Origin of the sequence: Eubacterium ventriosum (assembly GCF_025150745.1) — a bacterium.
Taxonomy (GTDB): domain Bacteria; phylum Bacillota; class Clostridia; order Lachnospirales; family Lachnospiraceae; genus Eubacterium_G; species Eubacterium_G ventriosum.
Genome location: NZ_CP102282.1, coordinates 2,485,566 through 2,511,759, shown reverse-complemented (window position 1 = coordinate 2,511,759; position 26,194 = coordinate 2,485,566). Strand labels below are relative to the sequence as shown.

At 38.1% G+C, this 26,194-nt stretch carries 26 protein-coding genes and 3 pseudogenes; 26 read left to right on the top strand and 3 right to left on the bottom strand.

What is annotated here, in order from left to right; genetic code table 11:
* The first annotated feature begins 8 nt into the window (after positions 1 to 8).
* From NQ558_RS11270 to NQ558_RS11240, 6 genes are all read left to right on the top strand, one after another.
* Positions 9 to 503, top strand: a complete 495-nt coding sequence (locus NQ558_RS11270; protein WP_005360219.1) for a P-loop NTPase family protein — start codon at positions 9 to 11, stop codon at positions 501 to 503.
* Positions 504 to 650: 147 nt separating this feature from the next.
* On the top strand, positions 651 to 773 hold the full coding sequence (locus NQ558_RS11265; protein WP_005360221.1) for a helix-turn-helix transcriptional regulator: 123 nt from the start codon (positions 651 to 653) through the stop codon (positions 771 to 773).
* A gap of 289 nt (positions 774 to 1,062) precedes the next feature.
* Positions 1,063 to 1,242, top strand: coding sequence for a hypothetical protein (locus NQ558_RS11260; protein ID WP_005360223.1), 180 nt, complete (start codon positions 1,063 to 1,065; stop codon positions 1,240 to 1,242).
* Between the two features lie 58 nt (positions 1,243 to 1,300).
* Positions 1,301 to 2,746: a septation protein SpoVG family protein gene (locus tag NQ558_RS13250; RefSeq protein ID WP_117970501.1), complete on the top strand. Its 1,446-nt coding sequence runs from the start codon at positions 1,301 to 1,303 to the stop codon at positions 2,744 to 2,746.
* 60 nt (positions 2,747 to 2,806) lie between these two features.
* Positions 2,807 to 3,727, top strand: a complete 921-nt coding sequence (locus tag NQ558_RS11245) for a DUF6674 family protein (RefSeq protein ID WP_005360227.1) — start codon at positions 2,807 to 2,809, stop codon at positions 3,725 to 3,727.
* A 45-nt stretch (positions 3,728 to 3,772) separates the two neighbouring features.
* Positions 3,773 to 4,003 (top strand): hypothetical protein, encoded by a 231-nt coding sequence (locus tag NQ558_RS11240; RefSeq protein WP_005360230.1) that lies wholly within the window; start codon positions 3,773 to 3,775, stop codon positions 4,001 to 4,003.
* Positions 4,004 to 4,357: 354 nt separating this feature from the next.
* Here the strand turns inward: NQ558_RS11240 and NQ558_RS11235 are convergent, their stop codons facing one another.
* A complete protein-coding gene (locus tag NQ558_RS11235; protein WP_005360231.1) occupies positions 4,358 to 4,795 on the bottom strand; it encodes a transposase in 438 nt (145 codons plus the stop codon).
* 2 nt (positions 4,796 to 4,797) lie between these two features.
* Between NQ558_RS11235 and NQ558_RS11230 the strand changes: the two are divergent.
* The 20 genes and pseudogenes from NQ558_RS11230 to ftsH form a co-directional block, all read left to right on the top strand.
* A pseudogene (locus tag NQ558_RS11230) lies at positions 4,798 to 4,932 on the top strand (linear amide C-N hydrolase); the annotation flags it as partial.
* Between the two features lie 68 nt (positions 4,933 to 5,000).
* Entirely contained in the window at positions 5,001 to 5,651 is a 651-nt protein-coding gene (locus tag NQ558_RS11225; protein ID WP_459539769.1) for a GTP pyrophosphokinase, read from the top strand.
* Positions 5,652 to 5,686: 35 nt separating this feature from the next.
* On the top strand, positions 5,687 to 7,246 hold the full coding sequence (gene cls, locus NQ558_RS11220) for a cardiolipin synthase (protein ID WP_005360233.1): 1,560 nt from the start codon (positions 5,687 to 5,689) through the stop codon (positions 7,244 to 7,246).
* A gap of 266 nt (positions 7,247 to 7,512) precedes the next feature.
* Complete coding sequence (locus NQ558_RS11215; RefSeq protein ID WP_040446296.1) at positions 7,513 to 8,859, top strand: citrate/2-methylcitrate synthase; 1,347 nt, start codon at positions 7,513 to 7,515, stop codon at positions 8,857 to 8,859.
* A 1-nt stretch (position 8,860) separates the two neighbouring features.
* A complete protein-coding gene (locus tag NQ558_RS11210; RefSeq protein WP_005360235.1) occupies positions 8,861 to 9,286 on the top strand; it encodes a MarR family winged helix-turn-helix transcriptional regulator in 426 nt (141 codons plus the stop codon).
* Between the two features lie 175 nt (positions 9,287 to 9,461).
* Positions 9,462 to 10,895, top strand: coding sequence for a phospholipase D family protein (locus NQ558_RS11205; RefSeq protein ID WP_005360236.1), 1,434 nt, complete (start codon positions 9,462 to 9,464; stop codon positions 10,893 to 10,895).
* Complete coding sequence (locus NQ558_RS11200; protein WP_005360238.1) at positions 10,874 to 11,584, top strand: response regulator transcription factor; 711 nt, start codon at positions 10,874 to 10,876, stop codon at positions 11,582 to 11,584. The genes NQ558_RS11205 and NQ558_RS11200 overlap by 22 nt, the downstream gene beginning before the upstream one ends.
* Positions 11,584 to 12,627, top strand: a complete 1,044-nt coding sequence (locus NQ558_RS11195) for a sensor histidine kinase (RefSeq protein WP_005360239.1) — start codon at positions 11,584 to 11,586, stop codon at positions 12,625 to 12,627. Before NQ558_RS11200 ends, NQ558_RS11195 begins: the two co-directional genes overlap by 1 nt.
* 31 nt (positions 12,628 to 12,658) lie before the next feature.
* Positions 12,659 to 13,723, top strand: coding sequence for an FUSC family protein (locus NQ558_RS11190; protein WP_005360242.1), 1,065 nt, complete (start codon positions 12,659 to 12,661; stop codon positions 13,721 to 13,723).
* Positions 13,713 to 14,285, top strand: coding sequence for a CDP-alcohol phosphatidyltransferase family protein (locus tag NQ558_RS11185; protein ID WP_005360245.1), 573 nt, complete (start codon positions 13,713 to 13,715; stop codon positions 14,283 to 14,285). The genes NQ558_RS11190 and NQ558_RS11185 overlap by 11 nt, the downstream gene beginning before the upstream one ends.
* Positions 14,286 to 14,342: 57 nt before the next feature.
* Positions 14,343 to 16,964: a cation-translocating P-type ATPase gene (locus NQ558_RS11180; RefSeq protein ID WP_005360247.1), complete on the top strand. Its 2,622-nt coding sequence runs from the start codon at positions 14,343 to 14,345 to the stop codon at positions 16,962 to 16,964.
* Between the two features lie 20 nt (positions 16,965 to 16,984).
* Positions 16,985 to 18,181, top strand: coding sequence for an AI-2E family transporter (locus NQ558_RS11175; protein WP_005360248.1), 1,197 nt, complete (start codon positions 16,985 to 16,987; stop codon positions 18,179 to 18,181).
* Positions 18,182 to 18,261: 80 nt separating this feature from the next.
* Positions 18,262 to 19,134 carry a DegV family protein gene (locus NQ558_RS11170; RefSeq protein WP_005360251.1) on the top strand — a complete coding sequence of 291 codons (873 nt, stop codon included), beginning with the start codon at positions 18,262 to 18,264 and terminating at the stop codon, positions 19,132 to 19,134.
* 151 nt (positions 19,135 to 19,285) lie between these two features.
* Positions 19,286 to 19,657, top strand: coding sequence for a transposase (locus NQ558_RS11165; RefSeq protein ID WP_005360252.1), 372 nt, complete (start codon positions 19,286 to 19,288; stop codon positions 19,655 to 19,657).
* The gene (locus tag NQ558_RS11160; RefSeq protein ID WP_040446298.1) at positions 19,611 to 20,099 is read left to right on the top strand and encodes a uroporphyrinogen decarboxylase/cobalamine-independent methonine synthase family protein; all 489 of its coding nucleotides are present in this window, start codon (positions 19,611 to 19,613) and stop codon (positions 20,097 to 20,099) included. The genes NQ558_RS11165 and NQ558_RS11160 overlap by 47 nt, the downstream gene beginning before the upstream one ends.
* Positions 20,056 to 20,934 (top strand): transposase, encoded by an 879-nt coding sequence (locus tag NQ558_RS11155; RefSeq protein ID WP_008370190.1) that lies wholly within the window; start codon positions 20,056 to 20,058, stop codon positions 20,932 to 20,934. Before NQ558_RS11160 ends, NQ558_RS11155 begins: the two co-directional genes overlap by 44 nt.
* Positions 20,897 to 21,136: pseudogene (locus tag NQ558_RS11150) on the top strand (IS110 family transposase); the annotation flags it as partial. The gene NQ558_RS11155 and the pseudogene NQ558_RS11150, both read left to right, overlap by 38 nt.
* 833 nt (positions 21,137 to 21,969) lie before the next feature.
* Positions 21,970 to 22,152 (top strand): annotated as a pseudogene (locus NQ558_RS11140) (hypothetical protein); the annotation flags it as partial.
* A 21-nt stretch (positions 22,153 to 22,173) separates the two neighbouring features.
* Positions 22,174 to 23,163, top strand: a complete 990-nt coding sequence (gene bsh / locus NQ558_RS11135) for a choloylglycine hydrolase (RefSeq protein WP_005360258.1) — start codon at positions 22,174 to 22,176, stop codon at positions 23,161 to 23,163.
* Between the two features lie 50 nt (positions 23,164 to 23,213).
* Positions 23,214 to 25,028 carry an ATP-dependent zinc metalloprotease FtsH gene (ftsH, locus tag NQ558_RS11130; protein WP_005360262.1) on the top strand — a complete coding sequence of 605 codons (1,815 nt, stop codon included), beginning with the start codon at positions 23,214 to 23,216 and terminating at the stop codon, positions 25,026 to 25,028.
* A 139-nt stretch (positions 25,029 to 25,167) separates the two neighbouring features.
* Here the strand turns inward: ftsH and NQ558_RS11125 are convergent, their stop codons facing one another.
* Together NQ558_RS11125 and NQ558_RS11120 are read right to left on the bottom strand one after the other, a co-directional pair.
* A complete protein-coding gene (locus NQ558_RS11125) occupies positions 25,168 to 25,434 on the bottom strand; it encodes a helix-turn-helix transcriptional regulator (RefSeq protein WP_242652100.1) in 267 nt (88 codons plus the stop codon).
* A gap of 18 nt (positions 25,435 to 25,452) precedes the next feature.
* Positions 25,453 to 26,187 (bottom strand): helix-turn-helix domain-containing protein, encoded by a 735-nt coding sequence (locus tag NQ558_RS11120; RefSeq protein ID WP_005360266.1) that lies wholly within the window; start codon positions 26,185 to 26,187, stop codon positions 25,453 to 25,455.
* Between the last annotated feature and the right edge of the window lie 7 nt (positions 26,188 to 26,194).

Sequence of the window (26,194 nt, the reverse complement as noted above, 5' to 3'; positions counted from 1 at the left end):
GATTCAAAATGCACACCAAAATAATGATAATTGGCAGTCCCGGTTCAGGGAAAAGCACCTTTGCAAGAAAATTACGAGACAAAACAGATTTGCCATTGTTTTACTTAGATATGATAAAACATAAACCGGACAGAACTACAATTTCATCAGAAGAATTTGACAAAAAATTAAAGGAAATACTTGTTAAAAGTCAATGGATAATCGATGGAAACTATCAAAGAACTTTGGAAGTCAGAATGAAAGAATGTGACCTGATAATACTATTCGATTTGCCGACAAAAGTATGCTTAGAGAGCGTAAAATCAAGAATAGGTACAAAAAGAGAAGATATGCCTTGGGTGGAAACTGAGGAAACATTTGAGGGAGAATTCAAACAATGGATTCAGGAATTTTCAGATGAAAGTCTCCCTGAAATATATCAGCTTCTTGAAAAATACAAAGATAAAGAAGTTGTGATTTTTAAATCAAGAGAAGAAGCAAATCTTTATTTGGAAAATTTATAACAGCAAATCATTTCATATGTTAAAATCAATGCTTAATTGTTTTTCATAAATATCGTATTGTTTGATATTATAAATTTTCAGTGTTATATTTTAGTCACGGTACCGAAAAATTAAGAGGAGAAAGCTGTCAGACAGTAGTGATAAAATATGAATTTAATAGGAAACAATATAAAAATAATTAGAAAGCAGATTGGTTTGACACAGGAAGAATTGGCATTACATATTGGTGTAACACCACAGGCTGTAAGTAGATGGGAAAACGGTGTTTGAGTTATAATAGGACCAAGTTAGATGAAACCCAGTAAAATCAAGGGGTTATGCCTAATTTAGTCCTTATTTTTATACCATTTTAGCGGTAAAGATAGGGCAGCGCTGCAATATTAAACCGAAAATCCAAGTCAGTATCACAGATGTCCACAATCAGTCTGAGAGTGAATCTGTGTGCTTAGATTAGGTACAATTTTATATCAAAAACATTTAGTGAGGACTAAATTAGCACTTGAGATGGAATACTCCATCAGCTGGTTTGGTCCTCTTTTTATTTGAGAGGAGTGGATGAATGGGCAAAGTGTTAATTTGGTTCGTAATCATTATTAGTACAGTGGTTCTCTACTGTCTTATGAAAGTTAAGGCAGAGAGTGATGAACTGTATGAGGAATTAATGAGAAAGCATTTTTATGGCAGGTCTGATGATATTCCTGCATCTGACAAAACTGAGCACTTGAAAGGGTGTGGGTAATTATATGAAATTTTGCAAAACAATAATGCAGACAATACAGAAAAGGAGTGAAAGGAACATGAATAACAAGTTAGAAGTAATCGGCATTGATCATGGCTGGTCAATGATGAAAACAATCTCTCAGGTATTTGTCACAGGTGTTAAGGAGATTACAACAACTCCAGCATTGTTTGGCGATGTACTTGAGTATGAAGGAAAGTTCTATAAGGTTGGAACTGTGAGGCAGGAAGTAAAGGATACCAAGGTCGAAGATGACAGCTTTTATCTTCTCACACTTGCAGCAGTTGCTAAGGAACTTAAAAGAAGAGGTCTTGCAGAGGCAAAGGTATTCCTTGCTGTAGGACTTCCGCTTACGAGGTTTGGTGCAGAGAAGAATGATTTTATCAAGTATCTGACAAAGAATAAGCGTGTAAGCTTCAAATATGAGAATGAGCCATATCATATTGAAATTGATGATGTGGCAGTATTCCCTCAGTGTTATGCAGCAGTAGTGGACAAGATTCCTACAATGGTAAAGAAAACGCTGATAGTAGATATTGGAAGCTGGACAATCGACATTATGCCGGTTATCAACAAGTCACCGGATGAATCAAAGTGTGTGACGATTCCAAAAGGTCTTATTACCTGTATGCGTTCTATCAATGAGCAGTGTGTAAGACAGCTTAACGGAGAGGTAGACGAGTCAGAGATACAGAACATCATGCGATATGGCAGGTCAGATATTGATGATGAATACTTTGCCATTATTAAGGCAGAGATAGAGGATTTTGTTGATAAGGTATATAACTCAATCCGTGAGTTTGGGTATAACTTAAAGACTACACCGATTGTATTTGTCGGAGGCGGGGCAGTTGTGATGAAAAATTTTGGTAGTCACGATGCCAAGAACATTTCCTATAACCTTGATGTAAAGGCAAATGCTAAGGGAGAACTTTTCGTATCAATGCCAAGATACCGCTCCAATGAGCGTGATGAAAGCAATGGCGTGATCTATAAGGATGTGTGCAATCCTATCACAGCAGAGTTTCGTGAGGAACTCTATACCAATATTCTTGATGCCTATGCAAGAATCAAAGAACCGGAGAAAGAGGAGACACAGATGCAGGACAGAACACAAGGAACCAAAGGTTCCTTTGAAATGCCGGAGTTTTCCGTAACTGTGACACCTTATGAGAGGGAAGGCAGTAACATCAAGGGACTTGCCCGCATTTATTTTGAAAACAGTTTCATTGTAAATAACATCAATATCGTACAGGGCAAAGAGAAAATCTTTGTATCAATGCCATCTTATAAGACAAAGCAGGTAGATGAGCAGGGCAAGCCAATCTATCAGGATGTTTGCTATCCGGTTACAAAGGATTTCAGGGAAAAACTCTATAATGAGATTATCTCGGAATATGAGAAAGCAAAGGATAAGAGCAACGAAAAGGCGAGGGAGAGTGCCGAGAAAAATCATGGCAATCCCGATAAAGAGAAGGACAAAGAGGCTACACCCTTTCGATAATTAGTAATCAGGGTACAGGGGCGGCCATGGCTGCCCCACTTACAGAATGGAGGAAACAGAATGGATATGGAAGCAGGAAAAACACTTACCAATGAGGATGTTATAAGGGAACTTCTCGAATTACTAAAGAAAAATGCCATGAAAGAGCAGGCAAACGATGTATTTGAGATATGCAGCTATGTGGATGGACTGGAGAAAAAGATTGATTCCATGACGGAAGAACTCACCAATATGCAGAATCAGATCAAAGAAATGCAGGAAGATACACTTGTCAATAATGCTATAAAGGCATTGTCGGAAGCACAGGAGCAACTTAATGCCAGATGTGAGCAGATAAAGTCGCAGGTATTGGAAGTGAAAGCACAGGTCAAATCTACAGCAAAGAGCATAGTTGATGAAGCAAAGGCAAAGGGAAGAGCTGTATTATACAGGCTGTCGGAGTTCTTAGGAATTAAGAAAAGGCTTCTTGATATCCGAGAGAATGTAAGAGGTGCAATCAAGACCACGGATAAGGATATAGAAAAGACAGCACTTCTTGCAAAAGGATTTCGTGAAGCCGGGCAGACAGCAGCCAATGCATTCCGTACTTTTGCTGACAAGTCGGAGGTGGATTATTCTCAGAAAAAGCAGAAACATCCCATTACAAAGGCAGTACTTGCTCCGATGAAAGCAGTGAAAAAGATGCTTGTATCAATGGAACTTCATTTGGATGCATCTATTGACAAGCTGGATAATCTGGCTATGAATGTGCAGCTTGATAAGGAAAGGCATATGGAGAATGAGAAGAAGCAGGAACAGACAGAGCCAGAGAGGGCAGAAGCTGAGCGAGTAGATGCAGAGATTGTATATTCACCGATGGTCGCTGAGCCGCAGGAGTATCAGTATAATGCAGATGCATTTGAGGCTAGAAGTGTGGATGAGGTGAAGCAGGAGGCAGCACATAAGGAAACAGCGAAGGTAAGAGAAGATAAATCCAGATAGATGTAAGGGCGTGGGAGAGATTCTGCGTCCTTTTTTTTCAAGTGCATGGCCAGTGGTAGACATGTTATAATAATTGTTGATATGGTCGGATTTTGTGAGGTAGAAAAGATGGGTAAAGATTATAAGGTAAAAGAGATAGATTTATCAGGCGTGAAATTCATTCCTGGAAAATATTATTATATTGATTCGTTTAGCAAAAAATTAACTGAATTTGATATTTATGATTTTAGGATAAAAGCTGATAGAGTATTTGCCGTAGGATATTTTTGTGTATGACGAAAAGACAGATTGCATATCTGCCTCATAATGGAGTATAATGGTAACGAGTTTTATGCAACCCGATGCATGAAATCCCTATTTCTCTTTGGACGGAGGTAGATAGGATATTTTCGATTGTACCTGACAGGTGTCAGATACTTTTGTATGAGAAGCATGGTCTCTGTTTCGTTACCACCGTGTTTGAGATATGCCCTGCATATGTTTACTGCGATGGCGAAATTAATTTTATAGACGTGTTTGGTTATTTTTAGATGTTTTTACCACAGCGTGAGAAGTCACTAATTCACAGAAATTATACAGAATCATACGGGCATTGATTTCCTGAAGGATTCCATCATACTTGCTGCTGTGTCAGTTAATCAGACCGATGGTGTATTTGAGTTCACGGAAGCTTGTTTCCTCGCTCCAGCGCATCCGGTAAAGTTTATTGATTTCTTCCAGAGGAAATTCTTCTTCTGAAAGATTGGTGGCAATACAGATATAGGTTCCATTATCAAGGCGAATACGTACAATACGGAATTCAATATCGTAATACATGCAGTTTTCATCAAGAAAATCAAAATCGGTAGAAGGCTGAAGTATGGTATAGGTGTTATGATTCCCCAGTGTTTCTTTCGTATGGCGTCTGGTAAGTGTTGTTCTTATATGAGTATCGAATTTGCTGTCAGGCAAATCATAAGCGGAAAGGATACCATTACTGTTGATATCCTTCATGCGGATAACGAAATACATTCTCTTCCGGACCAGGGGTGCAAAGGTATTAAAACTTTCGTAACCACTGTCTGCCATAAGGATGGTATTATTACAATACTTATGAAAACCATCAGATCAGTGCAGTAGATATGCATATAGAAAATCTGGATAGTGATAAAATGATTTGTTATCCAGTAATTCAAGGAGAACGAATCAACTATCAAAATAAATAATGTTTTGAAATCAGTGATGAGGTAGAAAGGAAAGTTCCATGACAAAAGATGAAGTAAAAAAACTCAGGATGAACAGTCCGGAATCACTACAGTTTTTAAATAATGCTACAAAATTTTATAATTTAATGATGATGTATCGTTGTGCTATTCGGGAGATACAAACTAAACTTGAGGTTTTGGATGATGAATTTTCAGTTGAGAACAATCGAAATCCTATTTCTTTTATAAAAACAAGAATTAAGCAGCCCAATAGTATTTACGATAAACTGCAGAAGATGGGATATGAATTTACAACAGAAAATATACAGACATATCTCAATGATGTAGCAGGCGTTAGAATAGTTTGTGCGTTTATTGACGATATTTATATGATATCAGATTTGATTACCCAACAGGATGATATTAAAGTTATTGAAATAAAAGATTATATAAAAAATCCAAAATCGAATGGTTATAGAAGCTATCATATGATTGTTGAAATACCAGTTTTTTTTGCTAAGGGTAAAACACCTATGCGTGTAGAATTACAGATTCGAACCAATGGTATGGATTTCTGGGCAACATTGGAACATCAACTTCGCTATAAAAAAGGAATTGAAGAAATGCCTGGCTATGATGAGATAAGTGAAGAATTACTTCATTCTGCAAGAGCTATCATTGAAGCAGATAATGAAATGCAGAGAATAAAAGACAAAATTGGTATGTTCCACGAAATTTAGGGAGAAAACTGAGCAAGTAGGAAGGTGGAAGATATATGAAACAAGATACTTTAGAGGGCAAAGCAAAAACAAAAAATGGGGTAAAACGGCTGTGTTTTTCCATAATCTGCATTCTTCTGGAAGTGATTTTTATTATTACTATCGTAACACGCTTGAATGAATATGCAGAAATCATAAATTTATTTACAAGGATTTTGAGTGGGATCTTGGTTTTGGGATTGTACGCATCAAATAAGACATCCTCTATGAAAATGCCTTGGGTCATCTTAATTCTAATTTTTCCAATTATGGGTGTAGGCCTGTATTTGCTGATTGGTTTGAATGGTGGCACACATAAAATGCGTGAGCGATATGCAGAAATTGATAGCAAATTGTTACCAATGCTTCCGGACAGTCAGGAGTGTTTGAGCAGAATAAAAGAAACAATTCCGAAAGCAGGAAATATAGCAAGTTACATACAAAGAAATTCGCAGTATCCAATCTATCAGAATACGGATGTTGTGTATTTTGATGAAGCAGTGAAAGGATTAGAGGCACAGCTTAAGGATTTGGAGAAAGCACAGAAGTTTATCTTTATGGAATATCATGCGATAGAAGACGCTGAAGCATGGCATAAGATTCAAGATGTTCTGGAAGAGCGAGTAAAAGCAGGTGTGGAAGTTAGAGTATTCTACGATGATATGGGTTCTATAGGCTTTATTAACACAGATTTTGTGAAAAAGATGGAGGCAATAGGAATTCATTGCCGTGTATTCAATCCGTTTATGCCAGGTTTAAATCTGTTTTTGAACAATCGTGATCATAGAAAAATAACAGTTATTGATGGAAAAGTCGGATTTACAGGTGGATATAATCTAGCAAACGAATATTTTAATTACACACACCCGTATGGACAGTGGAAAGATACAGGTATTCGTTTAGAAGGAGATGCTGTTCAGTCGCTTACGGTGACATTTTTGGAAATGTGGAATGCAGTAAGTGCTAAGGATGCTAATGATCCTGATTTTAGTAAATACCTTTTCCACTATGATTATGCGGCACAGCAAACTGGGTTTGTTCAACCTTATGCAGACAGCCCTATGGATAATGAGCAGGTAGGAGAAGAAGTTTATATCAGTATGATAAATAAAGCTGAAAATTATTGTTGGTTTATGACTCCATATCTAATCATAACAGATGAAATGACGCATGCGTTATGTCTGGCTGCTAAGCGAGGGGTAGACGTAAGAATTATCACACCTGGTATCCCTGATAAAAAATTCATTTATAATATAACTCGTTCTTTTTATCATGGATTAGTTAAACATGGTGTTCGTGTTTATGAGTGGACTCCTGGTTTCTGTCATGCAAAAATGAGTGTGGCAGATGACTGTATGGCAACTTGTGGAACAATTAATCTGGATTATCGAAGTTTATATCACCATTTTGAAAACGGCTGTTTTATGGCAGATTGTCAGGCAGTTGTGGAAATAAAAAATGATCTGATAAGAACGATGGGAGAATGTCGTGATGTGACAGACCAATATCAAACCGGACGAAGTGCATATTTGCGACTGGGACAATTATTTATGAGATTATTTGCTGGATTGCTATAAGAATCTGATGAAACGACCTTTCAAAAAACAGTTGATTTAGAAGTTAACTGTTTTTGAAAGGCCGTTTTTGCTATATCTAACAGTCTGTTGTACAAAGAAGATTTTGCATGGATGAAAAAACAAACCTTGTTGAGGTTAAATTGAGTTTTCCATTGTATTGTATTGCTAATGAATAAGAAAAAGAACAGACAATGCTGAATGCTCTGGAAACAAGAATATCTGAGTATAGTATGTAAGTTCGTAACAGAATGAAAGGAGCGATTCAAATGAGCAATTTGGAAAATTATATGAAACAGCAAGCAATTTTTTGTGAACAAAATGATAGCATTAGTAAGAATCTGTATTCAGAGTATGGTGTAAAAAGAGGCTTACGAGATGAAAAAGGGCAAGGTGTGTTGACGGGGCTTACAAATATTTCTGATATAAAAGCTTTTGAATATCGTGATGGAGTAAAGAGTCCATGTGATGGCGAGTTATCTTATCGTGGTTATAATATAAAAGATTTAGTAACAGGAAGTAAAGGAAAAAGGTTTGTCTTTGAAGAAGGAGCATATCTTCTTTTATTCGGAGAATTGCCAACTGATACACAGTTAATGGAATTTCAGGGAAGACTATCTGATTGTATGGAACTACCGACTAACTTTACCAGAGATGTCATTATGAAAGCACCTACATCAGATATTATGGGTTCTATGACTCGAAGTATTCTTACATTGGGCTCTTACGATAAGGAGAAAGAAAGTCTTGAAATTCCGAATGTGCTAAGGCAGAGTATGCAGTTGATCGCAGTATTTCCTATGTTAGCAGTATATGCATACCATGCTTATTGTCATTATGAAAAAAACGAAAGTATGTATATTCATAGACCTGAAAAAGATTTATCTATTGCTGAAAATTTCCTGCGCCTATTAAGACCAGATACAAAATTCACAGAACTGGAAGCAAGAGTACTGGATATAGCATTATTGTTACATATGGAACATGGTGGTGGTAACAATTCTACATTCACTACACGGGTAGTAACATCTTCAGGTTCAGATACTTATTCTGTTATTTCAGCAGCAATGTCATCCTTAAAAGGAAAAAAACATGGCGGTGCAAATCTGATGGTAATGAATATGATGGATGATATTAAAAGTCATGTGAAAGATTATGAAGACGAAGAGGAAATTGCATCATATCTGAGTAAAATTTTGAAGAAAGAGGCGTTTGATCAGAAAGGACTTATTTATGGAATGGGACATGCTGTATATTCTATTTCCGATCCGAGAGAAAGGGTGTTCAAAGGCTTTGTAGAACAACTCGCAAGGGATAAAGGACGTGAGAAAGATATGACCCTTTATAACAATATTGAGAAGATTGCACCTAAGTTGATTGCAAAGCAGCGTCAGATATTCAAAGGAGTAAGTCCTAATATAGATTTCTATAGTGGTTTTGTGTATGACATGTTGAATATTCCAAGAGAATTGTACACACCATTATTTGCGATAGCAAGAATTGCTGGTTGGAGTGCACATCGCCTGGAAGAATTGATAACTACAGATAAGATCATTCGCCCGGCATATAAGAGTCTAGTCAGCAAAAAAGAATATATAGAAAGAGAGGAACGATAATATGGGAGCAGGAACCAGTGCAGAGGAGTTTTTTTTAAAGAGCATTAATGTTGAAAGCATATTTGAATTTGTCGAAAGAACAGATTATTTGTTCCTTTATAGTATAAAGGAATGTGTTGAAAAATCAGACTGTCATGAAGGAGTATATCTTTCAGAAGTGGCAGAATACATGAAATTATCGATTCCAGAAACATCTAAGATGGTAAAAAGTCTTGAAAATAAAGGATATATTATCTGGAAATTAGATGAAAAAAAAGAAAGAACGTACCTTGTTTTGACGAACAAGGCAATTGAATTAAGCAATTGTCAGAAAGAAAAAATGATAGAAGCTTATGAAAAAATCATATCGAATATACAAGAAGATGACCTGGAAGTTACACGGTGTACATTGAGAAAAATCCGACAGCTTATGGAAGAAATAAAATAGTGATTAATACAACGGAGTAAGAAAAGCTCCTTCATATATTAGAATAAAAATATGACTGTTTCTTTAAAAAGAAGCCTGTCATATTTTTTTATGAAAAATAAATTTTGTTGAGGTTAAATTGAGATTGACTTTGTATTGTATAAGTATGAAATAAAAAGGAATCAGGTGATGTACAATGAAAAAGTATAAAATATGTAAAATCCTTCTTGTTATACTGGCAATTTTTTTATGTGTGGCTTTTTATGAATTGCTCGGAATCTGCGTTGCATATAAAAAGCAGCCGGAAGTGTCCAATACAACCAAAAAAGAAACAAAAAATGGGTCATGGAACGAATGCAGTGAAAATACAGAACGGGCAGTAATCATAGAAAAGAATCCAGAAGCGCTTTTACAAAGAGTGCGTTTGATCAAGAATGCAAAAAAGGAAATTATTCTTTCTACTTTTGCATTTCAATCCGATGAAAGTGGAAAATTGATTTTAGGAGCATTGCATGATGCGGCAGACAGAGGTGTACATATTCGTCTGTTAGTAGATGGAATGGAGAGCTGGATTGATATGGAAGGAAATCCGTATTTCTATGGATTATCTTCCCATGAGAATGTTGAAATTAAACTGTATAATAAGGCCAATCCGTTGAAACCATGGAAGATGATGGGTAGAATGCATGATAAATATTTGATTGCAGATGGAAAGAGATATATTCTTGGGGGAAGAAATACATACAATTATTTCCTGGGTGATTTTCCGGGACATAAGAACTATGACAGAGACGTGTTAGTGGTTTGCGATGAACCTGAGAAAGAAAATTCAGTTAACCAGTTGTTAGAGTATTTTGAAACGATATGGGAACAAGAAGACAGTGGTTATTTTCATGACAATAAAAAACTGGCAAATAGAAAATCTGTAAAGAACGCAGTTTTAGAGCTGCAGAACGGCTATCAGAAATATTTTGAAGAGAATAAGGAAAGAATCTGCGATACCGATTACACGGACGAAACTTTTGAGACAGAAAAGATTGCATTAGTGTCAAATCCTATTCACACAGGTTCCAAAGAACCGGTAGTGTGGTATCAGTTGGGAGAATTGATGAAAAATGCAAAAAATCGTGTGAAGATCCACACGCCATATATTATCTGCAATGATATGATGTATAATACATGGGAGGAGATTGCAGAGAACGTTTCAGATTTTTCTATCATGACAAATTCAGTTGCGAATAATGGGAATCCATTTGGGGCTGCCGATTATGCGAAAAACAGAAATAGAATCTTAAGTACAGGAATTAATATCTGGGAATATGAAGGCGGTTATTCATACCACGGAAAAAGTATTCTGATTGACGATGATCTGTCTGTAATCGGTTCCTTTAATATGGACATGAGAAGTGCATATCTGGATACGGAACTGATGCTTGTAATTCGCAGTAAAGATATTAATAAACAGTTGGAAGAGAGCATGGTGGAATATGAAAAAGTGTCCCGCCAGATATTAGAAGGCGGAACTTATAATGATCCATATCATGTAGAGCCAATCGAATTAACAAAGAAACGTCAGAGAAAAATATTTTTGGTACAGCATCTGCTTGGATGGGCAAGGTATCTGTTTTAATAAGGAGGAAAGAAAACGTGTTTCAAATATTGATTGTAGAAGATGATAAAGAATTAAGCCAGCTATTCCAAAAAGTGCTTGAGAAGAATGGATATCAAGTCAAAAGTGCATCGGATGGAGCACAGGCATTAGAAGTATTGGATAAGGAATATATTGATCTGATCATTTCTGATATTATGATGCCGGTTATGGATGGCTATGAACTGGTGTCAGAACTTCGTTCAGCAGGATATCAGATACCAGTGCTTATGATCACTGCGAAAGGTTCCTTTGATGATATGCGCCAGGGATTTCTTTCGGGAAGTGACGATTATATGGTAAAACCGGTAAATGTGAATGAAATGGTTTTAAGAGTCGGAGCACTGCTTCGCCGTGCACAGATACTGAATGAACACAAAATTGTGATCGGTTCAACAGAGTTTGATTATGATGCAATGACGGTTACAACTGATAAGGAAAGGCTTGTTTTGCCTAAAAAAGAATTCCTGCTTTTATATAAGCTTGCAGCTTCGCCAGGCAGAACATTTACAAAACAACAGTTGATGGATGAAGTATGGGGATACGAGACGGAGGCAGACCCACATACAATAGAGGTACATATAGGAAGAATCAGAGAGCGTTTTAAAGATAACCCGGATTTTGAAATCGTAACAATGCGTGGAATTGGATACAAGGTGGTGAAAAAATAATGGAACAAAAGAAAAAAAAAGGATTGCGGATCCGATCCTGTCTGACTGGTGCAATCTGGCTGGCACTTGTATTTTCAACAGTCATATCTGCTTTATTATTTGCTTTTTTGAATCATTTTTTTCATCTGCCGGGCAGCATATCTGTGCTTGGCTGGCTTTTGATTTTCAATACATTGATTGCAGGGCTGATCACTTCTTTTATCAATGCAAAGTTACTGGAACCAATTACCAGACTTAGTAAAGCAATGAAGGAAGTTTCTCGGGGAGATTTTGAACAGCATTTGGAAACGAACGGCCGTATAGCAGAAGTTGGAGAATCTTATCAAAGTTTTAACGTTATGACAAAAGAACTTCGTGCAACAGAGGTGCTGCAGATGGATTTTGTATCTAATGTTTCTCATGAGTTTAAGACCCCGATTAATGCCATTGAAGGATATACAATGCTGCTTCAGGGAGAAGAACTGTCTCCGGATCAAGAGGAATATGTAGAAAAAATCTTATTTAACACCCAAAGACTTTCCGGATTGGTTGGTAATATTTTGCTGTTATCCAAGTTAGAGAATCAGAATATACCAATGAAAAAAACAGAATATCGTCTGGATGAACAGATCCGCCAGGCATTTCTTTCATTGGAAACAAAATGGACAGAAAAAGAACTTGGTTTTCAGGTAGAATTGGAGGAAGTTAAATATACTGGGAATGAAGGACTTTTTATGCATATCTGGATTAATCTTTTGGATAATGCGATTAAGTTCAGCCCTTCAAAGGGGACAATTACGATGTTTCTGAAACAAGAACAGGATTCTGTTAAGTTCATTCTGGAAGATGAAGGACCAGGAATAGAGGATGATGTAAAATCCAGAATATTTGATAAATTTTATCAGGCAGACGGTTCTCATAAAGCAGAAGGAAATGGCCTAGGTCTTGCACTTGTAAAACGGATTGTAGATAGTGCCGGAGGAACAATCAAAGCAGAAAACCGTGAATATGGTGGATGCAGATTTGTTGTAGAGCTTCCAATACAGAAAGATGAGGCCATATAAGTTTAAGAAAAACAGATAGAGGAGGAATTACATGACATTTTATCAGGAATTGCAGTTAAATCAGGCAGGTTCTAAAAATCTGTTGAAAAAGAGTGAAACAGTGAAAGAAAAATCATATCATATACTGGTATATTTGGTAAAGATAGCTGTTACAATGGCATTTTGTTTTTTATTTGTTACTATTTTCAGTATCTTATTTGGAAATGAGAATAGTATTGTGGGTGTAGTAGTTTTATTATGCCTTATGGTATTTCGGAATGCGGATCTGGGGATCCACACCGGACAATCTACGATGCTTTTGGCTTTGTTCTTTGTAATTATGACTGTATGTCCGCATTTAGCAAATCAGTTTTCACCGGTATTGGGAATGCTGTTAAATATTGCGGCACTGGCTGTGTTGATTCTGTTCGGATGCCATAATCCATTCATGTTTAATCAATCTACATTGGTTCTTGGGTATCTGCTGCTATATGGTTATGATGTTACGGGAAAAAGCTATCAGATGCGATTAGTCGGAATGGCTTTAGGTGCAGCACTTACCTGCTTCGTATTTTATCGAAATCATAAAAACAGAACTTATAAAAGAAATCTGAAAGATCTGATACAAGAATTTGATATCACTTCTTCCAGAACAAAATGGCAGATATGTCAGATTTTATGCGTACCGATTGTCCTTTGCATTGCAGAACTTTGTAATATGCCACGTGCAATGTGGGCTGGTATTGCGGCCATGTCCGCGATTTTGCCATTTATGGAAGATATGCACTACAGAGTCCGTAAAAGGATTGTCGGAAATATTGCAGGTGTTATATGTTTTACAGTATTATATTTTTTGCTTCCTTCGTCAATCTATGCATATATAGGAATTCTTGGTGGAATCGGTGTAGGACTTTCAGCACAATATGGCTGGCAGGCAGTATTTAACACATTTGGTGCTTTAGCCATTGCTGCAGAGACTTATGGACTACAAGGAGCGGTTAGTCTTAGAGTGATTCAAAATGTTTTTGGTGTTGTGTTTGCTTTAGCATTTTGTGTTATATTTTATTGGTTTATGTCAAAAAAAAAGGAAAGTGAGGCGACCGTACATGCAGAGTGAAGTGAATCAGGAAGAAAATTTGAATAGAATTATTACGGTTCCTAATCTTCTTTCTTTTTTTCGGCTTTGCCTGATTCCGGTAATTATATGGAGCTATTGTGTAAAGAAAAATCCTCTGTTAGCTGGAGAAATCTTATTGCTGTCTGGTCTTACGGATCTTGCTGATGGATATATCGCAAGAAGATTCCATATGATTAGTAATTTGGGAAAAATACTTGATCCGGTGGCCGATAAGCTGACACAGGCAGCGATGTTAATCTGTCTGTTTACTCGGTTTCCGCATATGCTTCTTTTAATCGTAATAATGGCAGGTAAGGAGCTGTATATGGCAGTCAGTGGATGTCTTGTGATACGAAAGACAGGAAAAGTACATGGTGCAGACTGGCATGGAAAGATAGTAACCTTTTTATTATATGGAACTGCAGCGGTGCATATTATATGGTTCCACATTACACCAATGGTATCAGATCTGTTGATTGGTTTGTGCGCTATAATGATGGTCATATCGGCCGCTCTGTATATTATCCAGAATACCAGGACTCTTAAGGGAGAGACTGTATAAGCAATTTTATATTGCAATGACTAGAAAAATATTTAGGAGAACGAGGAGGCGGAAGTGATGAAGGAAATTTATCAGCAGACGGTAGAAGAGGTTCTTGAAAGGGTGAATGGCAAGAAATCTGGGCTTACGAGTGAACAGGTGAAAAGATCCAGAGAAAAGTGTGGGTGGAATGAACTTACAGAAGGAAAGAAGAAAGGTATCCTGCAGATTTTCTTTGAACAGTATAAGGATTTTCTTGTACTGATTCTAATTGCATCAGCAATCATATCTGGTATGCTTGGAGATGTGGAAAGTGCGGCAGTTATCGTGACGGTTATTACGATCAATGCAATCTTGGGAACAATACAGACGGTAAAAGCAGAACAATCTCTGCAGAGTTTAAAGAATCTTTCTGGCCCGGAGGCAAAAGTATTGCGTGATGGTACAGTCGTTCAAATTCCGGCAAGAGAACTGGTTGTTGGAGATGTGATACTGCTTGAAGCAGGAGATATGATTCCGGCTGATGGAAGACTGATTGAAAATGCAAGTCTTAAGATTGATGAGAGTGCTCTTACAGGAGAAAGTCTTGCAGTTGAGAAAAACATGGATACAATATTGACGGAAGCGCCACTTGGTGATCGGACAAATATGTTATTTTCCGGTAGTTTTGTAACGTATGGGCGTGGGAAAGCTGTTGTAACGGATATAGGAATGCAGACAGAAGTCGGAAAGATTGCAGGACTTTTGAAGTCAACTTCGGAAAAACAGACACCACTTCAGGTGAGCTTGGAAGTCTTTGGAAAGAAGCTTTCTATTATGATTCTGGTATTTTGCGGACTCTTATTTGCAATAAATGTGTTCCGCGGTGAAAAGATCAGCAGTGCATTTATGTTTGCAGTAGCACTTGCAGTAGCAGCAATTCCTGAAGCGCTAAGTTCTATCGTGACAATTGTACTTTCTTTCGGAACACAGAAGATGGCAAAAGAGCATGCAATCATTCGTAAACTACAGGCGGTAGAAGGACTTGGAAGTGTTTCTATTATTTGTTCGGATAAGACAGGAACGCTCACACAGAATAAAATGACGGTTGAAGATTATTATATAGATGGAAAAAGAATTTCAGCAGAGGCAATTGATATATCAGATCAGGCACAAAAATGTCTTTTAAATTACAGTATTCTATGTAATGATTCGACAAATGAAAATGGAGTAGAAATTGGAGATCCAACAGAAACAGCATTGATTAATCTTGGAAGTCGATATGGGATAGAGGCGGCAAGCGTAAGAAAGCTTTATCCAAGAAATGGAGAACTGCCATTTGACAGTGATCGAAAGATGATGTCAACACTTCACCTGATAGATGGTAAAAATCAAATGATTGTAAAAGGTGCAGTCGACAAGCTCCTGGAACGTACAGAGCAAATCTGGACGAAAGAGGGAATTCGAAAAATTACTGAGGAAGATAAAGAAAAAATACAACGTCAAAATCAGGAATTTTCGATGGAAGGTTTAAGAGTATTGGCTTTTACCTATCGTGAAATTCCTAAGAATCACACATTAACGATACAAGATGAGGATCACTTAGTATTTCTTGGCTTGATTGCGATGATGGATCCTCCGAGAGAAGAATCAAAAGCTGCGGTAGCGGAATGTATAAAAGCGGGAATTCGACCGGTTATGATCACCGGAGATCATAAAATTACAGCAGCAGCAATTGCAAAGAGAGTTGGAATATTACATGATTTATCGGAAGCCTGTGAAGGGGCAGATATAGAAAATATGAGTGACGAGGAACTCAAAGAATTTGTCTCAAATATTTCTGTGTATGCAAGAGTGTCACCGGAACATAAAATTCGCATTGTTCGGGCATGGCAGGAAAGAGGAATGATTGTGGCAATGACAGGAGACGGTGTCAATGATGCACCGGCATTAAAGCAGGCAGATATTGGTGTTGCAATGGGAATGACCGGAACGGAAGTTGCGAAAGATGCAGCAGCGATGGTACTTACAGATGATAACTTTGCAACAATCGTAAAAGCAGTGGAAAATGGACGAAACTTATATCAGAATATCAAGTATGCGATACAGTTTCTTTTGTCAGGAAATTTCGGAGCAATTTTAACCGTTCTTTGTTCATCGGTTGCAGGACTTCCGGTGCCATTTGCACCAGTACATTTACTCTTTATTAATCTTTTGACGGATAGTCTTCCGGCAATTGCGTTAGGCTTAGAGCCGGATAGAAGTGAAGTGATGAGTGAAAAACCGAGATTGGCAGATGAGTCGATATTGACAAAAGATTTTCTTAGCAAAATCGGTCTGGAAGGTTTGGTAATTGGAGCAATGACAATGATCAGTTTTTTGACAGGATACAACCAGAATGGTACATTGCTTGGAAGCACGTATGCTTTTGGAACTCTTTGTCTGGCACGTTTGTTTCATGGATATAATTGCAAATCAGATCATCCGGTCATTTTTACAAAAGGTCTCTTTCATAACAAGTGGCTTCAGGGAGCATTTGTGTTAGGTGCAGTACTCATTACAACAGTACTGACGGTTCCTGGTTTCCATAACTTATTCAAAGTGGAAACGTTGAATCTGATGCAGCTTGGATGTGTATATTTATATGCTTTTGCAAGCCTTCTGATTATTCAATTACTTAAGTGTATACGTATGAAACTAAGAAAAAGAGGGGAAAGATAGTGAATTTAAGTAGATGTTCTATGAAAAAAATTCGAGAACTGATTGTGTTTACGGCATTTCTTGTAGTTGCTTTGTGGAAATTCGATGTGGTGATTGAAGTGCTGAAGTCAATATGGAAAATTGTGTTTCCTTTTGCGCTTGGTGGTGCAATTGCCTTTGTGATTAATGTACCAATGAGTTTCCTGGAAAAGAAAATGCTCGGAAAGATAAAAGAAAATAATAAAATAGGAAAAAAAGCTGCGAGACCGATAAGCCTGCTTCTTACAATTATATTGGCAGCAGGTGTAATGGTATTGGTAATGTTTGGTGTGATTCCACAGCTTACACAGACCATGGGAAATCTGATGACGAGTATTTCAGATTTTATTCCACAGATGCAAAACTGGATTCGGGAATTTTCACATGATAATCAGGATATTATGAAATTGGTAGATCAGCTGCAGTTTCAGCCTGATCAGGCAATTAAATGGGGAATAAGTCTTCTTGGAAACGGAGTCGGAAATATGATGAATACGACGATGTCAGCAGTAGGTTCCATTGCCAGTGGATTAGCGACCTTTTTTATTTCGTTTTCCTTTGCATGCTATATTCTTTTTCAGAAGGAAAAATTACATTTACAGGTAAGAAAAGTGATTTTCGCTTTTATTCCAAAACAAAAAGCAGATGCAATTCTTAACATATGTTCGCTGACATATCGGACATTTGCAAATTTTCTTGCAGGGCAGTGTCTGGAAGCAGTAATTCTCGGAATGATGTTTGTTATCACGCTAAGTATTTTAAAAATGCCATATGCACTTTTAATTGGAATTTTGATCGCGTTTACCGCATTGGTGCCTATCTTTGGAGCCTTTATTGGCTGTGCCGTGGGAAGTTTTCTGATCTTTATGGTAAATCCAAAACAGGCAGTTTTATTTATTATAGTTTTTCTGCTTTTGCAGCAGATAGAAGGTAATCTGATCTATCCTCATGTGGTTGGCGGATCAGTAGGACTTCCATCAATTTGGGTACTGGCGGCAGTTACAATCGGCGGAAATCTTATGGGAATTATAGGTATGCTGATTTTCATTCCACTTGTATCGGTATTTTATACTATATTCCGGGAGTTCGTATATCTGCGCCTAAAAAAACAACATATAAAACGAGTAACGAGAACGGATGTGGAAGAGTATGCGGAGGAGGAAATTGCGTCATCCTTTATTATGCCGAATGAAAAATAATGATATGATACAAATATAAATGAAGTGTAATGCCGATTATTAAGACGTTATAAAAATAGATTACAAAGGAAGAAGATATTATGAAGAAAATAGGAATCATGACAGACAGCCACAGTGGAATTTTGAGCGAAGAAGCGCAGAGACTCGGAATTAAGGTACTACCGATGCCCTTTTATATCGGAGAGAAAGTGTATCGTGAAGGAGTAGATCTTTCCAGAGATGAATTTTATGATATGCTTCGAAAGGGCGTAGATGTATCTACATCTCAGCCGTCACCAACAGAAGTTATGGATATGTGGAAAGAGATGCTGAAAGAATATGAGGAGATTGTTTATATTCCTCTTAGTAGTGCTTTAAGTGGGTCCTGTATGACAGCAGAAGCCATGGCAAATGAAGATGAATTTGCCGGTAAGGTGTTTGTCGTAGATAACGGTCGTGTGGCAACCCCGATGCATCGTTCTGTTCTTGATGCAGTAGAAATGGCAGAAGAAGGATACAGTGTAGTCGAAATCAAGAAAATTCTTGAAGAAACCAGAGAAAAAATGACAATTTATATCGGTCTCAGCACACTGAAATATCTCAAAAAAGGAGGAAGAGTCAGCTCTGTGACAGCTTTGGCAGCAGATGTCCTGAATATCAAACCTGTTATGCATTTCAGCACAGGAAAGCTTGATATCTACCAGAAATGCCGTGGTATGAAGAAATCACGTAAAGTTATGATCGATGCAATGAAGCATGAGCTGGAAACGAATTTCCGAGAAGAATATGCTGCGGGTAAAGTGTACCTGATGGCGGCGTCCAGCAGTACCGATGAAGTGACAGAAGAATGGGTAAACCAGATTAAAGAAAGTTTCCCGGGAATGGAAGTCATGTGTGATAAACTTTCCTTCGGTTTGTCCTGTCATATCGGTCCGGATGGACTGGGAATCGGATGCACCTGTAAGCCAGTGTAAAAAACTGCTCCGGAGAAGATAAAATAAAAGATTAGGGTGTCAAAAGGTTTATAGCCTTTGATATAAATTTGTACCTTGAAAACTTAACACGATATGTAAAAACATTGGATTCTTTGGTAAAATGTAGGTAGCATTTTATGAGGTGATCTATATGTCTTTTGTTAAAAATGATAATCAACAGCTTACTGTTTTAGACAGTACTTTTAATCTTACAGAACGCGAAAAACGAATGTTAGAAAAATCATGGGCAAATACTTTTGCAGACAAAGTTTTTCCTGCTATTGATGAAAATATTTTTTCTGTTCTTTACAGTAAAAAAGCATCCAGACCTAATACTCCGGTCAATGTGATTGTTGGGGCACTGATTCTTAAAGAAGCTCTTAATGTTACTGACGATGAGATCGTTGAAGCTATGGCATTTGATATCCGCTATCAGTATGCACTGCACACAACCAGTTTTGAAGAGCAGCCAATTAGTGACAGAACCCTCAGCAGGTTTAGAGCAAGAGGAAACAGAGCATGATGTTGATCTTATTCATGAATGTGTTGTAAAAATGGCAAAAGAAATATCTGATTTTATGGATATCACTCCGGATAAACAACGTATGGACAGTTTAATGGTTGCTGCAAATATCAGAAACCTCTCATTGCTTGAATTGTTTTATACTTGTGTTGCTAATCTTTGCAAAATAATGGATGAGCGTGGAACAAAAATTCCGGATGAACAATATCATTATATTAAAAAAGATGATTATAATAAATGCATTTATCACAAGCGGGATATGGATGCAACTGAGAGAAACGTTGTTGTGATGAAAGATGCAGATATCTTGATAAAGATTTGTGATTCAACCGGTGATTTTGATGATACAAGTGAATATCAGCTTCTTATTCGCCTATTAAAGGAACGCACAATCATTGATGATGGTGGCTCAAGGCGGCTTCGACAAAAAAGAGGAAGTTGAAAATCCTTCAGAAGTATTGCTTAATCCTTCTGATCCAGAAGCCACTTTCCGCTATAAAGCAGGTGGCAGACATCTTGGATACGTTGGAAACGTAGTTGAAGCTGTCGGAGAAAAAAGCAGTCTGGTCATTGTCTACGATTACCAGCAAAATACCTACGCAGATAATCAGTTTATGAAAGATTATCTTAATGAGAAAAAAGATTTTTCTGATGGTTCTTTTATTGTTGCCGATGGGGCATACAGCGGAGAAGAGAACTCACGTTTAGCATCTGAACATAATCTAAAACTTGTTACAACCAATTTCACAGGACGCAAACCAGATGAAATATATGCTGATTTTGTTTTTACTGATGATGGAAAATATCTCATCAAATGTAAGAATAATCGTGTACCTGAAGACTGTATCTATGATCCAGGCAATGAGCGTTCCGTTGCGTATTTTCGGATAAGTGACTGCGAAGGATGTCCTTACAAAGAACGGTGTCAGTCGCGTTTTCTAAAAACACGAGTCCGAAAGGAAGTATCTTGGAAATCCGTTGGTCGTGCAAAACAATTACAGTACATGCAGACGGAAGAATTTTCTGAATATGCAAAATTTAGAAATGGAGTAGAAGCAATTCCCTCTCTTCTTCGTCGAAGATATCATGTGGACAAGATACCTGTGCATGGCAAAAAACGTACCCGGTTATTCTTCGGATTTAAAATAGCAGCATTAGATTTTCAAAAGCTATTAGATTATAAAAAAGCATTATATTTTCCAAAAAGCTGGTCGATAGAATCCAGGAGGCCTGCAAGATCTCCAATTAGTTTCGTGGCTGAAAGAAACAGATTGTGAGATGGCTGCCATGGAAAGTACGGGCTCTTATTGGAAACCTGTATATAATATATTTGAAGAAGAACAGATACCGATCATGGTTGTGAATGCGCAGCATATCAAAGGAGTTCCCGGACGTAAGACGGATGTAAAAGATGCAGAGTGGATTGCCGATCTGGTACGCCATGGATTAGTAAAAGCAAGTTACATACCAAATAGGGATATTATATGGTTCCAAATTACACCGATGGTATCAGATCTGTTGATTGGTTTGTGCGCTATAATGATGGTCATATCGGTCGCTCTGTATATTATCCAGAATACCAGGACGCTTAAGGGAGAGACTGTATAAGCAATTTTATATTGCAATGACTAGAAAAATATTTAGGAGAAGATAGATATAAACAGTAAGTCAAACACACAAACTATGGAGTCTTTAGTCGCTTTAATAAAATTTTAGATAGAAAATAAATCATTCAATGTCATTTAGATAAGGTTTTTTATGACAAAAAGACAGATTGCTTATTTGCCTTATAATGCAGTATAATGGTAACGAGATTTATGCAACCCGATACATGAAATCCCTATTTCTCTTTGGACGGAGGTGGATAGGATATTTTCGATTGTACTTGACAGGTGTCAGATACTTTTGTATGAGAAGCATGGACTCTGTTTCGTTACCATCGTGTTTGAGATATGCCCTGCATATGTTTACTGCATTTGAAACGGATTTACTCTGCATCTGGAGCATAAACTGAATATATTCGCGGAAAGAAAGTTTGCGGTTCCTAGTAAAATCACTTTCCGGATTACGGCAGAACATGGAGTGAATTTCATCGAGTTCTGTGATGCAGTTGTCGAGTGTGGATTTTAAATTAGATAAGAAAAATCAGCCATAATGAGCCGCCTTGAAATATGTTTATAATCAAGGCTTACGCAACATATATTGGCTTACTTGTCAACTGTTTTTTGTAATATTTTTAAAGTTTTAGGTATAAAAACAGTGGCTTTCTATGACAGAAAACCACTAAAATGATGCTTAACTGAATGGCATTGCTTTATCACCACTTTGAAAATGGTTGTTTTATGGCGGATAGTCAGACAGTTTTGGATATAAGAGATGATCTGGGAGCAACCATGAATGAATGCAGGGAAGTGACCAAAAAGTACCGCACAGGACGGAGTGCATATTTACGGCTCGAACAGTTGTTTATGCGATTGTTTGCAGGATTATTATAGCAGAAAGAAGAGGTGTTCGATATGTGTACAGCAGCAACTTACAAAACAAAAGATTTTTATATGGGCAGAACGCTTGATTATGAATTTTCCTATGGGGAACAGATCACGATAACGCCAAGAAATTACGAATTTGATTTCCGGTTTGCCGGGAAGATAAAAAGCCATTATGCTTTGATCGGAATGGCATTTGTTGCAGGAGGTTATCCGCTTTATTATGATGCTGTTAATGAAAAAGGCCTTGGAATGGCAGGTCTTAATTTTGTCGGCAATGCGGCATATGAAGAGGCTTTGCCGGAAGATGAAACAGAAGTCAGCCAGGTGGCACAGTTCGAGTTCATCCCATGGATCCTTACACAGTGTGCTACTGTAGCAGAGGCGAGAGAGAAGCTGGCAGCAATGAGACTGACAGGCACAGCATTCAGTGAACAGCTGCCGACAGCACAGCTTCACTGGATCATTGCAGACAAAGACGCCTGTATCGTTGTTGAGTCTATGAAGGATGGGCTGCATGTATATGATAATCCGGTAGGAGTGCTTACCAATAATCCACCATTCCTGGGTCAGATGTTTGCACTGAATAATTATGCCGGAGTATCCAGAAAACAGCCGGAGAGTACTTTTGCAGGAGTATTACAGCTTGATGCATATAGCAGAGGAATGGGTGGAATGGGAATACCTGGAGATCTTTCCAGCCAGTCAAGATTTGTGAAAGTTGCCTTTACAAAATTAAATTCGATCTCCGGTGAAGAAGAGGGTGAGAGTGTAAGCCAGTTCTTCCATATCTTAGGATCTGTAGATCAGCAGCGTGGATGTTGTGAGGTGACAGAAGGCAAATATGAGATCACGATATACACGTCCTGTTGTAATACAGCAAAAGGTATTTATTATTATACGACTTATGATAATCATCAGATCACAGCGGTTGACATGCATGCGGAAAATCTGGATTCAGATCAGCTGATCTGTTATCCGCTTCTGTCCAAGGGCGAAGTCAGATGGCAGAATAAATAATACGAAAATGCACGGAGAAAGTATATCGCAGAACAACAGGAGGAAAGACCATGAAAGAAGTTAAAACACCGAAAAAACCACTGGCATATTATTATGGGATTGTGTTAATAGTGCTGATCGTATTTAATCTGGTTGTCACACCAATCCTTATGGAGCATCAGGTAAAGGAAACGGATTATGGAACTTTTATGAGCATGATCGAGAAGAAGAATATCGGTGAAGTAGAAGTTAAGGACAATCAGATCATCTTTACAGATAAAGATCAAAAAAATATTTATAAAACAGGTCTGATGAACGATCCGAACCTGACGGACAGGCTATATGAATGTGGAGCAGTATTCGCAAAAGATATCGATAAGCAGATGTCACCGATCATCAGCTTCCTGCTGACAGGGGTTTTGCCATTGATCCTTTTTATCGCACTGGGAAATTATATGGCGAAGAAACTGATGGAGCATGCCGGAGGAAAAAATTCGATGGCTTTTGGAATGGGAAAAAGCAATGCGAAGATTTATGTGCAATCCAGTGAGGGAATCCGTTTTTCAGACGTTGCAGGAGAAGATGAGGCGAAAGAAAACCTTTCAGAGATCGTTGATTATCTTCACAATCCGAAGAAGTATACCGATGTAGGTGCGTCTATGCCAAAAGGTGTCCTTCTTGTAGGACCTCCGGGAACCGGCAAAACAATGCTTGCAAAAGCAGTGGCGGGTGAATCAAATGTACCATTTTTCTCAATGTCCGGATCAGAATTTGTTGAGATGTTTGTCGGTATGGGAGCTTCCAAAGTTCGAGATCTTTTCGGACAGGCAAAGGAAAAGGCACCATGTATCGTGTTTATTGATGAAATTGATGCCATTGGTAAAAAGCGTGACGGACAAATGGGCGGAAATGATGAGAGGGAGCAGACCTTAAACCAGCTTCTTACAGAGATGGACGGATTTGAAGGAAATAATGGTGTCATCATTCTTGCTGCAACGAATCGTCCGGAGTCGTTAGATCCGGCACTTACACGTCCGGGACGTTTTGACAGACGTGTGCCGGTTGAACTGCCGGATCTTGCAGGCCGTGAAGCAATTTTAAAGGTTCATGCAAAGAAGATAAAAGCATCTGATGATGTTGATCTGCATACGATTGCACGTATGGCATCGGGTGCATCCGGTGCGGAGCTTGCCAATATCATAAATGAAGCAGCATTACGTGCTGTCCGTAGTGGAAGGACCGTTGTAAATGAATCTGATCTCGAAGAAAGTATAGAAGTGGTTATTGCAGGATATCAGAAGAAGAATGCGGTTCTTTCAGATCAAGAGAAGAAGGTTGTTGCATATCATGAGATAGGACACGCTCTGGTAGCTGCATTACAGAGTCATTCAGCTCCGGTCCAGAAGATTACGATCATCCCGCGTACCTCAGGTGCACTCGGCTACACTATGCAGGTTGAGCAGGGTGATAAATATCTGATGACGAAAAAAGAACTTGAGAATAAGATTGCTACATTTACAGGCGGACGTGCGGCAGAGGAGATCGTATTTGGTGAGATCACGACCGGAGCCTCCAATGATATCGAACAGGCAACAAAAATTGCAAGAGCGATGATCACCCGCTACGGCATGACAGATGAATTCGACATGGTGGCAATGGAAAACGTGACCAACCAGTATCTTGGCGGCGATACGTCTCTTTCCTGTTCTGCAGATACACAGAAGGAAATTGATGAAAAAGTCGTGCAGCTCGTAAAAGCAGAGCATGAAAAAGCAAGAAAAATCCTTGCTGAAAACAGGGAAAAACTGGACGAACTGGCTATGTACCTGTATGAGAAGGAAACAATTACAGGCGACGAATTTATGGATATTTTAGACAGAAAATAATGTAGTTAATTAGATAATCAATGTCATTTAGATAAGAAAAATAGTTAGTAGTTCTGAAAAATGGAATTATTTTATATAAAGGAGCGGACAAATTCTCATTTACAGGGAGCGGAAGATTAAGCTGGATAAAATACCCAGCTCAATCTTCCACATGGAATACATCTTCCACCAGCATATTAAAGTACTTTGATATTCGCAGCATAAACTCGGCAGATGGGGTGCTGTCCCCACGTTCTATCCTGCCGACAGTTTTGGTGCTGTATCCGATAGCAGCGGCAAGGTCATCCTGGTAAATGCCACGCTGCTCTCGGATTTCTCTGATATTATTGGTAACCGCCATAAAAATCCCTTCTTTCAGTTCTATAGATATTTTCTTATTTTCAATTATGCAAAATAATGTGTCCAATAAAAAGGAATTGCAATTTTATCGACAATGTCCTGTAATAGCAGAAGCATCAGATTTTCCAAGAACTTTTCCAAATATGTCTAAGCGGTCGTTTTCTCCGACCTTGATAGGTGCATACTTTTCATTGAGTGAGATAAGGAAAATTCCGTCTTTATCGTTTTGTAATTTCTTAATATAGGCTTCTCCGTTAAGAGCGAATATGCCGATTTCTCCATTAGCAACAGATTCCTGTTGTAATACCCATGCAATCTGACCATTGTGGAATTCTGGTTCCATACTGTCACCACTAATGCGGACACCGAAAGTAGTATCTTCCGGCAGGATAGATTCATCTATGCGTACAGTCTCTTTCGGTCCGTCTACAAGGAAGTTACCGGTTCCGGCTGATACGGCATTTTCAAAAATATCAATGCTACGGAATGGAATTATCTTAGCAGTCTGCTTTTCATACATTCCGGATGCGTGGAGCAGATTGATATAATCCATAGCCTTTTCCCTGCCTTCATCAGTAAGTGAGGAGAAAGGATCAGTAGGATTTACTCCAAAATATGCCTCATACATGTTAGTAACACCAAGGATTCTACACACTTTGTAAAATATGGTAACGCTTGGTTCAGCAAGATTTCTCTCCCAGTTGGATATGGCTTTATAGGAAATGGTAATGCCTTCCTTTGCCAGTTCATCAGCGAGATCCTGTTGGAGCAAGCCTTTCTTTTTTCTATATGATGAAATGATTTCTCCGATTGAGTACATACATACG